The organism is Pseudomonas sp. AOB-7 (assembly GCF_003696305.1).
In the GTDB taxonomy this organism is placed as follows: domain Bacteria; phylum Pseudomonadota; class Gammaproteobacteria; order Pseudomonadales; family Pseudomonadaceae; genus Aquipseudomonas.
On the sequence record NZ_RFFK01000004.1, the window covers coordinates 279,989 to 294,072 of the forward strand.

Annotated in this window: 12 protein-coding genes; 7 read left to right on the forward strand and 5 right to left on the reverse strand. The window is 68.3% G+C overall.

Features of this window, described 5'->3' with window-relative positions; translation table 11 throughout:
* Positions 1–3: 3 nt before the first annotated feature.
* Positions 4–1,458, forward strand: a complete 1,455-nt coding sequence (locus tag EA796_RS10200) for a TrkH family potassium uptake protein (RefSeq protein ID WP_122108533.1) — start codon at positions 4–6, stop codon at positions 1,456–1,458.
* Between the two features lie 135 nt (positions 1,459–1,593).
* Here EA796_RS10200 and EA796_RS10205 read toward each other — a convergent pair whose 3' ends face one another.
* On the reverse strand, positions 1,594–2,595 hold the full coding sequence (locus tag EA796_RS10205; protein WP_122108534.1) for an AraC family transcriptional regulator: 1,002 nt from the start codon (positions 2,593–2,595) through the stop codon (positions 1,594–1,596).
* Between the two features lie 273 nt (positions 2,596–2,868).
* Between EA796_RS10205 and EA796_RS10210 the strand changes: the two genes are divergently transcribed.
* On the forward strand, positions 2,869–3,186 hold the full coding sequence (locus tag EA796_RS10210) for an Mpo1-like protein (protein WP_122108535.1): 318 nt from the start codon (positions 2,869–2,871) through the stop codon (positions 3,184–3,186).
* A 253-nt stretch (positions 3,187–3,439) separates the two neighbouring features.
* Positions 3,440–4,828 (forward strand): adenylate/guanylate cyclase domain-containing protein, encoded by a 1,389-nt coding sequence (locus EA796_RS10215; RefSeq protein WP_021442694.1) that lies wholly within the window; start codon positions 3,440–3,442, stop codon positions 4,826–4,828.
* Between the two features lie 47 nt (positions 4,829–4,875).
* On the opposite strand, the gene EA796_RS10220 is transcribed toward EA796_RS10215, so the two are convergent.
* Together EA796_RS10220 and EA796_RS10225 are read right to left on the reverse strand one after the other, a co-directional pair.
* Entirely contained in the window at positions 4,876–5,910 is a 1,035-nt protein-coding gene (locus tag EA796_RS10220) for a glycosyltransferase family 1 protein (RefSeq protein WP_122108536.1), read from the reverse strand.
* The gene (locus EA796_RS10225; protein WP_021442696.1) at positions 5,907–6,728 is read right to left on the reverse strand and encodes a UDP-2,3-diacylglucosamine diphosphatase; all 822 of its coding nucleotides are present in this window, start codon (positions 6,726–6,728) and stop codon (positions 5,907–5,909) included. The genes EA796_RS10220 and EA796_RS10225 overlap by 4 nt, the downstream gene beginning before the upstream one ends.
* 134 nt (positions 6,729–6,862) lie before the next feature.
* On the opposite strand from EA796_RS10225, the gene EA796_RS10230 reads away from it, so the two are divergent.
* The 3 genes from EA796_RS10230 to EA796_RS10240 all read left to right on the forward strand — a co-directional run bounded on the left by EA796_RS10230 (position 6,863) and on the right by EA796_RS10240 (position 9,028).
* Positions 6,863–7,609, forward strand: a complete 747-nt coding sequence (locus EA796_RS10230) for an AraC family transcriptional regulator (protein WP_122108537.1) — start codon at positions 6,863–6,865, stop codon at positions 7,607–7,609.
* 235 nt (positions 7,610–7,844) lie between these two features.
* Positions 7,845–8,180 (forward strand): tRNA-binding protein, encoded by a 336-nt coding sequence (locus EA796_RS10235; RefSeq protein ID WP_122108538.1) that lies wholly within the window; start codon positions 7,845–7,847, stop codon positions 8,178–8,180.
* Positions 8,177–9,028, forward strand: a complete 852-nt coding sequence (locus tag EA796_RS10240; protein ID WP_122108539.1) for a DMT family transporter — start codon at positions 8,177–8,179, stop codon at positions 9,026–9,028. Before EA796_RS10235 ends, EA796_RS10240 begins: the two co-directional genes overlap by 4 nt.
* Before the next feature lie 63 nt (positions 9,029–9,091).
* On the opposite strand, the gene EA796_RS10245 is transcribed toward EA796_RS10240, so the two are convergent.
* The gene (locus EA796_RS10245) at positions 9,092–9,373 is read right to left on the reverse strand and encodes a SelT/SelW/SelH family protein (protein WP_122108540.1); all 282 of its coding nucleotides are present in this window, start codon (positions 9,371–9,373) and stop codon (positions 9,092–9,094) included.
* A 71-nt stretch (positions 9,374–9,444) separates the two neighbouring features.
* Between EA796_RS10245 and EA796_RS10250 the strand changes: the two genes are divergently transcribed.
* Complete coding sequence (locus EA796_RS10250) at positions 9,445–11,631, forward strand: patatin-like phospholipase family protein (protein WP_122108541.1); 2,187 nt, start codon at positions 9,445–9,447, stop codon at positions 11,629–11,631.
* 162 nt (positions 11,632–11,793) lie between these two features.
* Here the strand turns inward: EA796_RS10250 and EA796_RS10255 are convergent, their stop codons facing one another.
* On the reverse strand, positions 11,794–13,866 hold the full coding sequence (locus tag EA796_RS10255) for a FimV/HubP family polar landmark protein (RefSeq protein ID WP_256679200.1): 2,073 nt from the start codon (positions 13,864–13,866) through the stop codon (positions 11,794–11,796).
* Between the last annotated feature and the right edge of the window lie 218 nt (positions 13,867–14,084).

Sequence of the window (14,084 nt, forward strand, 5' to 3'; positions counted from 1 at the left end):
CCGATGTCCCTGTCCAGCCTGCGTATGCTCGCCTTCATCAACGGCATCTTCCTGATCACCCTGGCGGTCAGCATGCTGGTGCCGATCGGCACCCTGCTGGCGTTCGAGCAGCCACAGGGCATCAATGCCTTCCTCTGGTCCAGCCTGATCACCGCGCTGGTCGGCGTGGCCATGGTCGCCCAGGGGCGTCCGCAGCAGACCCAGCTGCGCCCGCGCGACATGTACATGCTGACGGTGTCGAGCTGGGTGATGGTGTCGATCTTCGCCGCCCTGCCGTTCCTCTTCGCCGAACGCGCCAGCATCACCGACGCCTACTTCGAGAGCATGTCCGGCATCACCGCTACCGGCGCCACGGTGTTCAGCGGCCTGGACGACATGTCGCCGGGCACCCTGATCTGGCGTTCGCTGCTGCACTGGCTGGGCGGCATCGGCTTCATCGCCATGGCCGTGGCGATCCTGCCGATGCTGCGCATCGGTGGCATGCGCCTGTTCCAGACCGAGTCCTCGGACCGTTCGGACAAGGTCATGCCGCGCTCGCACATGGTCGCCAAGTACATGGTGCTGGCCTATGTCGGCCTCAGCAGCTTCGCCGTGCTGGCCTTCTGGCTGGCCGGCATGAACCTGTTCGACGCCATCAACCATGCCATGTCGGCCATCGCCACCGGCGGTTTCTCCACCTCCGACGCCTCGCTGGGCAAATGGCAGCAGCCGGCGGTGCACTGGGTCGCGGTGCTGGTGATGGTGCTCGGCAGCCTGCCCTTCGTGCTCTATGTCGCCACCCTGCGCGGCAACTACCGGGCCCTGACGCGCGATGCGCAGGTACGCGGCTTTCTCGTGCTGCTGCTGGGCAGCTGGCTGGTGCTGACCGGCTGGAAATGGCTCTCCACCGACCTGCACTGGCTCGATGCGCTGCGCCATGTGGCGGTGAACATCACCTCGATCATGACCACCACCGGCTTCGCCGTCGGCGACTATCACCTGTGGGGCCCCTTCGCCAGCATGATGTTCTTCTACCTGGGCTTCGTCGGCGGCTGCTCCGGTTCCACCGCCGGCGGCCTGAAGATCTTCCGCTTCCAGGTCGCCTACATCCTGCTCAAGGCCAACCTCAAGCAGCTGATCCACCCGCGCGCGGTGATCAAGCAGCAGTACAACCGCCACCGCCTGGACGAGGACATCGTCCGCTCGATCCTCGCCTTCGCCTTCTTCTACACCATCACCATCGCCGGCCTGGCCCTGGCGGTGGCCATGTGCGGGGTGGACTGGATCACCGCCCTGACCGGCGCCGCGGCCATGGTCTCCGGGGTCGGCCCGGGGATGGGCGAAGTGGTCGGCCCGGCCGGCAACTACGCCAGCCTGCCGGATCTGGCCAAGTGGCTGCTGACCCTGGGCATGCTGCTGGGCCGCCTGGAGATCCTCACCGTGCTGGTGCTGCTGCTGCCCGCCTTCTGGCGCCACTGAAAACAAGCCGTTCGGTTCCGCGGCTCCCGCCCAGGGCCGAGGCGCGCAGGCAACGGATTGCCTGGCCGAGCTGAAATCCCCTAAACCTCTATTCGCAAGGGGCGCAACCCGGATGGCATCCGGGCTACGGCCCCTTTACAGCCGCGCGCGGTACTCGCCCGGGGTTTCCTCGAACCAGCGGCGGAAGGCGCGGAAGAAATTGCTCGGGTCGGCGAAACCGAGCAGGTAGGCGACCTCCAGCAAGGTCAGGTTGGGCTGCGCCAGGTACTGCTCGGCCAGCTCGCGGCGGGTGTCGTCGAGCAGTTGCTGGTAGCTGGTGCCCTCCTCCTGCAGGCGCCGCTGCAGGGTGCGCTGCGACAGGTGCAGGGCCTGCGCCACCACCTCGCGGCGCGGCTCGCCCTGCGGCAGCAGGCGGCACAGCACCTGGCGCGCCTGGTGGGTGACGCGGCTGCCGCAGAAACGCGCCAGGTAGTCGCCGGCGAACCGGTCGTGCAACTGCGCCAGCGCCTCGTTGGCGCTGGGCAGCGGCGCCTCCAGATCGCCGCGCTCGAAGATCAGCCCGTAGTGCTCGGCATTGAACCGTAGCGGCGCCTGGAACACCTGCTGGTAGGGCGCCAGATCGGCGGGCGGCGGCCCCTGCAGGCGGATCTCGCGCGGACGGATCGGCTTGCCGGTCATCCAGCGGCAGAACGCCAGGCAGTAGGCCAGCGACGCCTCGGCGCTCTGCCGCGCCGGCGGCAGGCGGTCGCCGTGGATCGCCAGGGTCAGCGCATAGCCGTCGGGCTGAGGCAGGAAGCTCAGGTCGGCGCCCTCGCCGATGATGCGCTGGTAGCGCACCAGGCGGGTGAAGCCGTCGCGCAGGTTGCGGCTGGACATCAGCGCGTAGCCGACCACGTGGAAGGAGGCCGGACGCACCACCTGCGCCATGTTCAGGCCGATCGCCGGGTTGCCGGACAACGCCACCGCGCGCTGCCACAGGCGGGTCATGGCATCCTGCGGAAAGCGTGCGTCGGGGTCGCTCAACGCCGCGTAATCCAGGCCCAGCTCGGCAAACAGCCTGGCGCAGTCGACGCCGCCCAGCTCCAGCGCCTGCACTATGGCCAGGGCCCAGTTGGAGGATGTGGTTCTCTCGCTCATGCTCTTGTTCTTGTAGGTTCGATCAGGCCGTCAACGCCCGGCTTGGCGGCGCAAGGATACTAAACTGGCACCTTATGTCAGTGGCCCTGGGAGACAGCCGAATTAATGTGATAGTGCACAGCGGCACCTTCCTTAATACCCTTCTGCCTGCGGGAGAAGGTGGCGCGAAGCGCCGGATGAGGGCGGTGGGCATGCTGTGTGGTTCTTCATGATGTGGGGGTGCCTGCCTGGCATGCCCGAGAGACTGACGCCGACAATAACAGGAGGTGCGCCATGACCGCTCAGACCACCCAACGCTACCAGAGCTTCGCCGAGTTCTACCCCTACTACCTGCAGGAGCACAGCAACCCCACCTGCCGCCGCCTGCACTACGTCGGCAGCCTGCTGGTGCTGGCGATCCTTGCCTATGCCCTGGCCACCCAGCAGTGGCTGTGGCTGCTGGCCATGCCGCTGGCCGGCTACGGCTTCGCCTGGGTCGGCCACTTCGTCTTCGAGAAGAACCGCCCGGCCACCTTCCAGTACCCGCTGTACAGCCTGATGGGCGACTGGGTGATGCTCAAGGATGCCTTTACCGGCCGCATCCGCTTCTAGCCGCACGGTTTCAGCCACCTCTTGGGGTGCGCCGCACGCACTAGCCTTCCTGTCAGCGGTGCGCACCGCGCCCCCTACGGAGCCTCCCACCGACCGCCTGCCGTTACTTTGGCGCCACTCGGCGGTCGCGCTTGGCTGACCGCCACCCCCTTGGTTATGATCCCCGCCCATCGAGCTCCTGGCTCAGGTCTTGCAGACCACTCCAGGCGTCCAGCAAGAGACGCCAGAAATCCAGCAGGGATAGTTTCAGCAGATGAAGTCAGCCACCCCCAGCCGTGTCAACGGGCTGCCGACGCCGCCGTTGCGCGAATACTATTCGCGCGTACTGGCCTATATCGCCACGGCCGCCAGCATCGCCGCCGGCACCGTCGTCGGCCACTTCGCCTACGACATCCTGTGGATGGTGCCCTACGCCCTGCTCTACCCGCACCTGGCGCACAACCTCAGCCGCCGCTTCAAACGCGACCACCCCGGGCAGACCGACCTCGCCCTGCTGTTCATCGACGCCCTGCATGCCGGCGCGGCCGCGGTGCTGCTGGGTTTTTCCAGCGTGCCCAGCCTGATGTTCCTGCTCACCCTGAGCTTCAGCGCCCTGGTCATCGGCGGCCTGCGCTACCTGGGCCTGGCCCTGCTGGTGGCCGGCAGCAGCCTGGCGCTGTGCGCCGCGCTGGTGGAAGTTCATCTCAATACCGATACCCCGACCCTGGTGGCGCTGGTCAGTATCCTCTTCGCCACCCTGTACATCTGCATCACCGCCTACTTCGTCAACCAGCAGGGCCTGCGCCTGGCCCAGGTGCGCAGCGAGATCAAGCGCGAGCAGGAAAAGGCCGCGCGGCTGGCGCGCAACCTGGCCAAATACCTGTCGCCGCAGGTGTGGGAGTCGATCTTCACCGGCAAGAAGAGCGTGCGCCTGGAGACCCAGCGCAAGAAGCTCACGGTGTTCTTCTCCGATATCAAGGGCTTCACCGAGCTGTCCGAGGAGCTGGAAGCCGAGGCGCTGACCGACCTGCTCAACACCTACCTCAACGAGATGTCGAAGATCTGCCTGAAGTACGGCGGCACCATCGACAAGTTCATCGGCGATGCGGTGATGATCTTCTTCGGCGACCCCAGCAGCCAGGGCGCCAAGAAGGACGCGGTGGCGGCGGTGTCCATGGCCATCGCCATGCGCAAGCACATGAAGGTGCTGCGTCAGCAATGGCGCGCCCAGGGCATCACCAAGCCGCTGGAAATCCGCATGGGGCTCAATACCGGCTACTGCACGGTGGGCAACTTCGGCGCCGACACGCGCATGGACTACACCATCATCGGCCGCGACGTGAACCTCGCCAGCCGCCTGGAAAGTGCCGCCGAATCCGGCGAGATCCTCATCTCCCACGAGACCTATTCGCTGGTCAAGGACGTGATCATGTGCCGCGACAAGGGCCAGATCGCGGTCAAGGGCTTCACCCGCCCGGTGCAGATCTACCAGGTGGTGGACTTCCGCCGCGACCTGGGCGCCACCTCCAGCTACGTCGAGCACGAACTGCCGGGCTTCTCCATGTACCTGGACACCAACGGCATCCAGAACTTCGACAAGGAGCGGGTGATCCAGGCGCTCAACCAGGCCGCCGAGAAGCTGCGCGACAAGGTCATTCTGTAGCTTGGCGCACGCTCGTGCAGGGGCGCCGTGCGCACCGAGCGAGCCAGCTAACGGCCGTCCGCCAGCACCTTGCCCAGCACCAGCTCACCGTCGATCAGCGGCTGCAACGCCAGAAACTCCAGCGCCGAGGCGCGCCAGGACTGCGCCGCAGCGAGCTCCGCGCAACGCCCTCGATGCAGCTCCAGCGCCGCCAGGCAGGCGCTGCGCAAATCCTCGTCCATCACCCCGCTCTGTCCTTGCAGCAGCACGTCCAGCGGCCCGGCCACCGGATAGGCGGCCACCGGCGTGCCGCAGGCCAGCGCCTCCAGCATCACCAGACCGTAGGTATCGGTGCGCGACGGGAACACCAGCACCGCCGCATCCTGGTAGGCCTCGGCCAGTTGCCGGCCATGGCGATAGCCGAGAAAGCGCACCTGCGGATAGCGCGCCTGCAACGCCTCGCGCTGCGGGCCGTCGCCGACCACGCGCTTCTCGCCGGGTAGGTCCAGATCGAGAAAGGCCTCGAGGTTCTTCTCCGGGGCGATGCGCCCGACGTAAAGAAAGATCGGCCGCGGCGGCCGCGGGCGCTCGCCGTCGACGCGAAACAGTTCGCTATCGACGCCCTTGCGCCACAGCTGCAGACGCTGCAAGCGCCAGCCGGCGAACTCCTCGCGCAGCCGCTCGGTGGTCACCAGCACCGCCTGGCTGGGGCGATGGAAGGCGCGCAGGAAGGCATAGCCCCAGCGCGGCGCGATCCACGGCCAGCGGGTGCTGACGTATTCGGGAAAGCGGGTGTGGATGGCCGTGGAAAAGGCCAGGCCACGCCTGACCAGCCAGCGCCGCGCCGTCCAGCCAAGCGGCCCCTCGGTGGCCAGGTGGACGCAGTCGGGACGAAAGTCGCGGATCGCCGCGCCGACCCGCCACAGGTTCCACACCAGCGGAATCTCCGGGTAGGTCGGACAGGGCACGGCGCGAAAGTCCGCCGACGACAGCAGCTTGACCTGGTGGCCCAGGCCGCGCAGCTCGCGCACCAGTGCCTGCAGGCTGGTGACCACGCCGTTGACCTGCGGCGTCCAGGCGTCGGAGACGATCAGTATCCTCATGCGCCGCTCTCGAGCACGGCGGCGGCCTGCTCCTCGCCGGCCAGACGCGCCTGCGCCTCGGCCAGGCGGTACAGCTCGATCTGCCCGTCCCAGTGCTCGATCAGCGCGGTGCAGGACTCCACCCAGTCGCCGCAGTTCATGTACTCCACGCCACCGACCTGGCGAATCTCGGCGTGGTGGATATGGCCGCAGACCACGCCCTGCAGGCCGCGCTTGACGCATTCGTGGGCGATGGCCTCCTCGAAGTCGCTGATGAAGTTCACCGCGGTCTTGACCTTGTGCTTGAGGTAGGCCGACAGCGACCAGTAGCCGTAGCCCCAGCGGCTGCGCCAATGGTTGAGCCAGCGGTTGAGGGTCAGGGTGAACTCGTAGGCCGAGTCGCCGAGAAAGGCCAGCCAGCGGTGGTAGCGGGTGATCACGTCGAACTGGTCACCGTGGATCACCAGCAGACGACGACCGTCGACGGTGACGTGCTCGGCCTCGTCGACCAGCTGGATATTGCCCAGCATCAGGCTGGAGTAGCGGCGCAGGAATTCGTCGTGGTTGCCGGTGACGTAGATCACCTCGGTGCCGCGCTTGCTCATGGTCAGCAGGCGGCGGATCACGTTGGTGTGCGCCTGCGGCCAGTAGATGCCGCCGCGCAGCTTCCAGCCGTCGATGATGTCGCCGACCAGGTAGATGCGGTCGGCCGAATAACGCTTGAGGAAGGCCGCCAGGTGCTCGGCCTGGCAGTCGCGGGTGCCGAGGTGCACGTCGGAGATCCACAGAGTGCGGACACGTTGCTTGCGGCTGGGCTTGGCGAGCTGGGCGCTGGTCATGGGCGGGCTCCGGCTGGGTTTCGACGAGCTTGAGCGCTGGCGGTGAAAGGCTTGTGACAGGCAAAAGACCGTTCGATGACGAGGCACCAGCCCCGGACAGGCGGTACACTGCCGGCGTTGCCGAGGAAGCCGCCATGCCCCCGATCCTGTCCCTGCGTCACTACAGCCATGAACTGCTGTGCCACAGCCACGACCATGCCCAGCTGGTGTTCGGCCTGGCCGGCGAGCTGCAGTTCGAAGTGGACGGCCAGGGCAGCCGGGTACGGCGCCACCAACTGGCGGTGGTGCCGGCCGGCGCCCGCCACGCCTGCGGCAGCCCGCAGGGCAGCCAGTGCCTGGTGCTGGACCTGCCGGCCAACGACTGGCTCGAACGCCAGCTCGGCCACCATGCGAGCGACATCCAGCGCCTGCTGGATAGTCCGCGAGCGCTGCAGCTCGATCCGGTTCAGGGCCAGTTGCTCGGCTGGCTCGCCAGCAGCCCGATCAACGATTCGGTGATCGCCAATCAGGGCGCCGCCCTGCTGCTCAGCAGCCTGGCCTGCGCCAGCCAGGAGGCGCGCCCGGGCGGCCTGCCGCTGGCGGCGCTGGACCGGCATATCGAGCAGCACGCCGCGCACCCGCTGCAGGTGGCCGACCTGGCGCGCCTGGCCGGGCTGTCGGTGGCGCGTTTCCACGCCCGCTTCCTGGCCGAAACCGGGCGCACGCCGATGGAACATATCCGTGACAAGCGCCTGCAACTGGCCGAACGCCTGCTGCGCGGCAGCGACCTGGCCGTCGGCGAGGTGGCCGCGCGGGTCGGCTACAGCTCGCAGAGCGCCTTTACCGCCGCCCTCTCCCGCCACCTGGGCATGACCCCGCGGCAATTGCGCCGCAACGCGTAGGTTGGGTTGAGGCGCGCAGCGCGTAGGTTGGGTTGAGCCGCGCAGCGCCGAAGCCCAACGGCGATCGCCACGCAGAACGCCATGCGATCACCGGGCGCAGCGCCAGGCGCTCCCTGTTGGGCTTCGCTGCGCTCAGCGCCAACCTGCGAGAGTCCGACGACAAAACCCGCAATTCCTGCGACAGACAGCCCTGCGCGAGGCGCCTAGACTGCGCGTCAGTAATCAGGAGTGCCCCATGCAACATATCGACTGGCAGGATTTCGAGAAGGTGGAGCTGCGCGTCGGCACCATCCGTTCGGCGCGCCCCAACGACAAAGCCGTGAAACCCGCCTACGTGCTGGAGGTGGACCTCGGCGAACTGGGCATCAAGACGTCCAGCGCCCAACTCACCGCGCATTACAGTTGCGCCGAACTGCTCGGCCGCCAGGTTCTGTGCGTGTGCAATTTCGCCCCCAAGCGCATCGCCGGGGTGCGCTCCGAGGTGCTGGTGACCGGGGTCTATGACAGCGACAACCGCGTGGTCCTGGCCGGCTTCGACAAGCCGCTGCCCAACGGCGCGCGCCTGGCATGAAGGAACGTAACGCCCTGCTGGCGATTCACCTCGGCGCCCTGCTGTTCGGCCTGTCGGGCATCTTCGGCAAACTGGCGGCGACCACGCCGAACATGATCGCCGGCGGCCGGGCGATCTTCGCCATCCTCGCCCTGGGCCTGGCCGCCCTGCTCTGGCGCAGCCGCAGCGCGGTACGCCCGAGCCTGCGCCAGTTCGCCCTGCTGGGCCTCGGCGGCCTGCTGCTGGGCGGGCACTGGGTGACCTTCTTCGAGGCGGTGAAGGTCTCCGGGGTGGCCATCGCCACGCTCGGCTTCGCCAGTTTCCCGGCCTTCACCGTGCTGCTGGAGGGACTGCTGTTTCGCGAGCGCACCCGCCCCATCGAGTTCGCCATGGTCGCCGTGGTCTGCCTCGGGCTGATCCTGGTGACCCCGGAATTCAGCCTCGCCAGCAGCGCCACCGGCGGTCTGCTGTGGGCGGTGCTGTCCGGCTTCCTGTTCGCTTTGCTGTCGCTGCTCAACCGCGCCAGCACGCGCGGCCTCGACCCGGTGCAGGCGGCGCTGTACCAGAACATCACGGTGTTCGTCTGCTTCATGCCGCTGGCCTGGCCGCTGCTGCCCAGCGTGCGGCCGATGGACTGGCTGTGGCTGGCGATGCTCGGCATCTTCTGCACCGGCCTGGCGCACAGCCTGTTCGTCGCCAGCCTGCGCGTACTCAAGGCACGCACCACGGCGGTGATCTTCGCCCTGGAGCCGGTCTACGGCATCCTCTTCGCCTGGTGGCTGTTCAGCGAGCAGCCGACCCTGCGCATGCTGGCCGGCGGCGCGCTGATCGTCAGCGCCATTTTCGTTTCGGCGCGTATGGCGCGTTGAGGGTGACGGGCGCCCCCGACCTACGCGCCCCAGGAGTCATGGTGCGCACGGCGCACCCTAGGGTTACCGGTCGTTATGCCCCAGGTCGCGGCCCGGGTCGATCTGGTCGCGCACCCGCTGCTTGAGCACCTTGGCCTCGGGAAAGCCGCCGTCGGCCTTGCGCTCCCAGATCTGCACGCCATCGCAGAGGATGCGAAACACCCCGCCGCTGCCTGGCTCCAGGCTGACCTTGCCCAGCTCGTCGGCGAAGGTGCTGAGCAGCTCCTGGGCCAGCCAGGCGGCGCGCAGCAACCATTGGCACTGGGTGCAATAAGTGATGACGATTTCGGGCTTGCAATCGGACATGGCAGCGGCTCTGGGATAGGGCTTGGCGCCTATAATAGCGGCCTTTCGCCCTGCCCTCGTCGGAAACCGCCATGCGCCGCCTGCTCCGTTCGCTGCTCTGCCTGCTCGCCCTGTCCAGCCTGCCCGCCCTCGCCGCCGAACGCGTCGGCCTGGTGCTGTCCGGCGGCGCCGCCCGCGGCCTGGCGCATATCGGCGTGCTCAAGGCGCTGGAGGAGCAGAACATCCGCGTCGACGCCATCGCCGGCACCAGCATGGGCGCCATAGTCGGCGGGCTGTACGCCGCCGGCTACTCGGTGGAGGAACTGCAGCGCCTGGCGCTGGAGCTGGACTGGCAGCAGGCGCTGTCCGACTCGCCGCCGCGCGAGGACGTGCCCTTTCGCCGCAAGCAGGACGACCGCGATTTCCTGATCAAGCAGAAACTCAGTTTCCGCGACGACGGCAGCCTGGGCCTGCCGCTGGGGGTGATCCAGGGGCAGAACCTGGCGCTGCTGCTGGAGAGCCTGCTGGTGCACCGCAGCGACACCCGCGACTTCGACCGCCTGCCGATCCCCTTCCATGCCGTGGCCACCGATATCGCCAACGGCGAGCAGGTGATCCTGCGCCGCGGCCACCTGCCCCAGGCGATGCGCGCCAGCATGTCGATCCCGGCGGTATTCGCCCCGGTGGAGCTGGACGGCCGCCTGCTGGTGGACGGCGGCATGGTCAACAACATCCCGGTGGACGTGGCGCGGCAGATGGGCGTCGAGCGGGTGATAGTGGTCGACCTCGGCACCCCGCTCAAACCCGTGGAGCAGCTGACCACCGTGGTCGACGTGATGAACCAGTCGATCACCCTGATGACGCGCAAGAACTCCGAGGCGCAGCTGGCCACCCTGGCGGCCGACGACGTGCTGATCCAGCCGCCGCTGGCCGGCTTCGGCGTCACCGACTTCGCCCGCGCCGAGCAGATGATCGACGCCGGCTACCGCGCCACGCAGATCCAGGCCGAGCGCCTGGCCCGCCTGCAGCAGAGCGGCGGCGGCAACCCGGCGCTGGCCATGGCGCGCTCGCGCGAGCAGCGCACCCCGGTGATCCGCGAGATCCGCGTGGAGAACGATTCCAAGGTCGGCGACGCGGTGATCCGCCGGCACATCCGCCAGCCGCAGGGCGAGCCGCTGGACATGGACCGCCTGCAGAAGGACATGGGCACCCTGTACGGCCTGGACTACTTCGAGCGCGTGCAGTACCGCGTGACGCCGCTGGACGAACGCGGCAGCGCGCTGGTGATCGACGCGCGCGGCAAGCGCACCGGCACCGACTACCTGCGCCTGGGCCTGAACCTGTCCGACGACATGCGCGGCGACAGCGCCTTCAACATCGGCGCCAGCTACCGCGTCAACGGCATCAACCAGCTGGGCGCCGAGTGGCTGACCCGCGTGCAACTGGGCGACCGCCAGGAACTGTACAGCGAGTTCTACCAGCCGCTGGACGCCGGCTCGCGCTACTTCGTCGCCCCCTACCTGTTCGGCGAGGCGCGCAATATCGAGGCGATCCTGGACAACGACCCCATCGCCGAATACCGCCTGGAGCGCTACGGCTACGGCCTCAACCTCGGCCGGCAGATCGCCAACAACGGCGAGATCCGCTTCGGCCTCGGCCAGGCCTGGGGCGAGGCGGACGTACGCGTCGGCGAGCGCGACCTGCCCAGCTTCAGCTTCAGCGAGGGCTACTACGAACTGATGTACTCCTTCGACACCCTGGACAACGTCGACTTCCCGACCACCGGCGAAGACATCGGCCTGCTGCTGCGCCAGTACGACAGCAGCCTGGGCTCGGACGAGGAGTACCGTCAGTGGCAGCTGGAGCTGAACAAGGTATTCAGCGTCGAGGCCAATACCTGGGTACTCGGCGGGCGCTACGGGCGCACCCTGGAGGAGGCCGACGTGGTCACCTCCGGCTTTATCCTCGGCGGCGCCCAGGAGCTGTCCGGCTTCCGCCAGGACGCCCTGAGCGGGCAGAACGTGGCGCTGGCGCGGCTGATCTACTACCGCCGCCTGACCCAGCGCTCGCTGCTGCCGCTGGACCTGCCCCTGTACCTGGGCATGTCGCTGGAGCGCGGCCGCGCCTGGAACAACGACAACGCCTTCGACAGCGGCTATATCAACGCCGCCAGCATCTTCCTCGGCCTGGATACGCCACTGGGCCCGGTGAACTTCAGTTACGGCTTCAACGACGAGCGGGAAAAGGCGCTGTACCTGAACCTGGGCAAGAGCTTCTGACAGCAGGAGCCAGTCGGCTCCCACGGGGCGTTCTCCTCGCCCGGGGTAACCAGGCACCCGAGCTAGGCTGTCCCGGATTGCATCCGGGCCTCGACGACCAGCCCCATAAAAGACAGGGCCGCGCAGCAAGCGCGGCCCTGTCGGCGCAGCGAGTCGGGCGGATCAGGCGATTTCCGCCAGCAACTGGCGCGCGGCCTGTTTCTGCCGGTCGTCGCCCTGGTCGATCACCTCGTTGAGAATGTCGCAGGCGCTGCTCAGGTTGCCCTGCTCGATATAGGCCAGCGCCTGGTTGAGCTTGGCCATGTGTTCGGGGTTGCCGGCCAGCTGCTCGATATCGCCCTGCAGCGCCGCAGTGGCATCGGCCTCGCCGGCGAAGGCATCGAGGAAATGCTCGTCGAGCAACTCGTCCTCGCCGCCCACCACCATCTCCATCTCGCCGAAGGCGCTGACGGTCTGCACCTCCTCGTCCAGCTCGAACACCTCCGGCAGTTCCTGCAGGTTGCTGGAGAACCCCGCATCGAACTCCGCCGCGGCGGCCGCCTTGGTCTTGCCGCGGGCGGCCTCGAAGGGGCTGACCATGTCCCAGTCGGCATCCAGCGGCAGGTCGTCGAGATTGAGCTGGAAGTCGGGCTCGGCCAAGGGCTCGGCGGCCGGCGGCGCCAGCGGGGGCTGGCTAGGGGCGGGCTGCGGCGCCTGCTGCAGGGCCGGGTGGCGAGCCTTGAGCGCATCCAGCCGCGCCGCATCGAAGCCTTCGGCACGCAGCACCGCTTCCTCGCGTTCGAAGGCGGCGCCATCGCCCAGCTCGGCCAGCACCTCCAGCAGGCGCAAACGCAGGTCGCTGCGCTGCGGCGCCTGCGCCAGGGCCTTGCTCAGCTCGCCACGGGCCTCGCTAAAACTGCCGTAGGCGATATAGACGTTGGCTGCCTCCAGCGGGTCGACCGGTGCCGCCGGGCGCTGCTGCGGAGTCGGCGCCGGAGTAGGCACCACGGCCGGCTTGGCGACTGCGACCGGCGCCGGCCGCAGCGGCGCCACAGGGCGCTGTGCCGGCGGCTCGACTTGAACCACCGACGCAGCCTTATCGCGCCGCCGTGCGGCCCAGACCAGGGCACCGAGCAGCAACAGCAGCACCACGCCGCCAGCCAGCAGGGTGGCGAACCAGCCACGCTCGGCGGCCAGCGGCGGCTCCTGCGCCGCCTGCGGCGGTGCGCTGGCGAGCACGGCGGCCGGCTCTGCAGCGGGCGCGGCGGCAGCGCCCTGCTCGATCAGCTCGGCCAGTTGCGCATCCTTGAGCGCCAACTGCTCCTGCAGCTGCTGCAACTGCAGCTGCAGTTGCGCCAGGCCCTGCTGCAACTGCAGGTTCTCCGCGGCCTGGCTGGCCAGTTCCTGGTCGACCTGACGCTGCTTTTCCAGCACTTGCTGCAGGCTCTCGGCCTGCTCGGCAGCCGGCGGCGCGGCGACCAACGGCGCAGCGGCGGCAGCCTCGAGGGCCATTGCCGGGGACTCGACCGGCGCTGCGGCAGTCGTGCTCGGGCGCGCGGCATCGGGCAGCAGCAGTTCGACGCCGGCCAGCAGCCGGTTGGCATCGCCGCCGACGAAGGCGCTGGGGTTGAGCGCGTGGATGCCGTCCATCAGCGCCTGCTGCGACAGCGGGCTGCCCTGCTCGCGCAGACGCGCGGCGATCGACCACAGGCTGTCGCCGCGCACCACCGGCTGGCGATAGCCCTGGGCGGCGCTGGGCGGCTCGCTGCGCCGCGCGGGAGCGGCCGCCGGCTGCGCCGCACTAGGTGCTGGCGCGGCGGCTGCTGGGCTGGGGGCAGCCTGTACGGTGTAGGCGGCAGAACCCGGCGGATCAAGCAGCACGGTGTACTCGCGCAGCAGCTGCCCATCCGGACGGGCCACCTCGACGATGAAATTCAGATAGGGTTCGCGCACCGGCCGGCTCGACACCACCCGGATCACGCTGCGCGAGCCGCGCAATAGCGGGGTGAAACGCAGGTCGTTGAGAAAGTAGAAACGCTCGACGCCCGAGCGGCTGAACACCTCGGCCGGCGCCAGGGCGACGCGCAGATCCTCGGCGCCGAGATCGCCGACCGCCAGCAGCTCGATCTCCGCCTCCAGCGGCTGATTGAGCGCCGAGTGCAGGGTGATCTCGCCCAGTCCCAGCGCCGGCGCCATGCCCGAATAGAGGGCAGAACCCGACGCCAAACCCAACATCAACTGACGCACCCGAGCCATGTGACCTCCAGGGTTATGCAGGCTCGAACGCCGCCTCCTCCACTTCCTGTATGAGCGTCCCGATGGCCGGGAGGCTGGCGCCCTGAACAGTAGACCGAGGTCGGGGCGACACTGTCCCTGTCGAACCCGGCTCGTGTTGCAGTATGGCTACTAATTCACAAAGTAGCGGCTTGGGCGCCAGTTTGCCGACGAAGCACATTGCCATCAAGGGCTAGAAG

Excerpts from the sequence above, each read along its gene's own strand:
- EA796_RS10200 (WP_122108533.1), top strand. The coding sequence starts at position 4 with ATGTCCCTGTCCAGCCTGCGTATGCTCGCCTTCATCAACGGCATCTTC.
- EA796_RS10205 (WP_122108534.1), bottom strand. The coding sequence starts at position 2,595 with ATGAGCGAGAGAACCACATCCTCCAACTGGGCCCTGGCCATAGTGCAG.
- EA796_RS10210 (WP_122108535.1), top strand. The coding sequence starts at position 2,869 with ATGACCGCTCAGACCACCCAACGCTACCAGAGCTTCGCCGAGTTCTAC.
- EA796_RS10215 (WP_021442694.1), top strand. The coding sequence starts at position 3,440 with ATGAAGTCAGCCACCCCCAGCCGTGTCAACGGGCTGCCGACGCCGCCG.
- EA796_RS10220 (WP_122108536.1), bottom strand. The coding sequence starts at position 5,910 with ATGAGGATACTGATCGTCTCCGACGCCTGGACGCCGCAGGTCAACGGC.
- EA796_RS10225 (WP_021442696.1), bottom strand. The coding sequence starts at position 6,728 with ATGACCAGCGCCCAGCTCGCCAAGCCCAGCCGCAAGCAACGTGTCCGC.
- EA796_RS10230 (WP_122108537.1), top strand. The coding sequence starts at position 6,863 with ATGCCCCCGATCCTGTCCCTGCGTCACTACAGCCATGAACTGCTGTGC.
- EA796_RS10235 (WP_122108538.1), top strand. The coding sequence starts at position 7,845 with ATGCAACATATCGACTGGCAGGATTTCGAGAAGGTGGAGCTGCGCGTC.
- EA796_RS10240 (WP_122108539.1), top strand. The coding sequence starts at position 8,177 with ATGAAGGAACGTAACGCCCTGCTGGCGATTCACCTCGGCGCCCTGCTG.
- EA796_RS10245 (WP_122108540.1), bottom strand. The coding sequence starts at position 9,373 with ATGTCCGATTGCAAGCCCGAAATCGTCATCACTTATTGCACCCAGTGC.
- EA796_RS10250 (WP_122108541.1), top strand. The coding sequence starts at position 9,445 with ATGCGCCGCCTGCTCCGTTCGCTGCTCTGCCTGCTCGCCCTGTCCAGC.
- EA796_RS10255 (WP_256679200.1), bottom strand. The coding sequence starts at position 13,866 with ATGGCTCGGGTGCGTCAGTTGATGTTGGGTTTGGCGTCGGGTTCTGCC.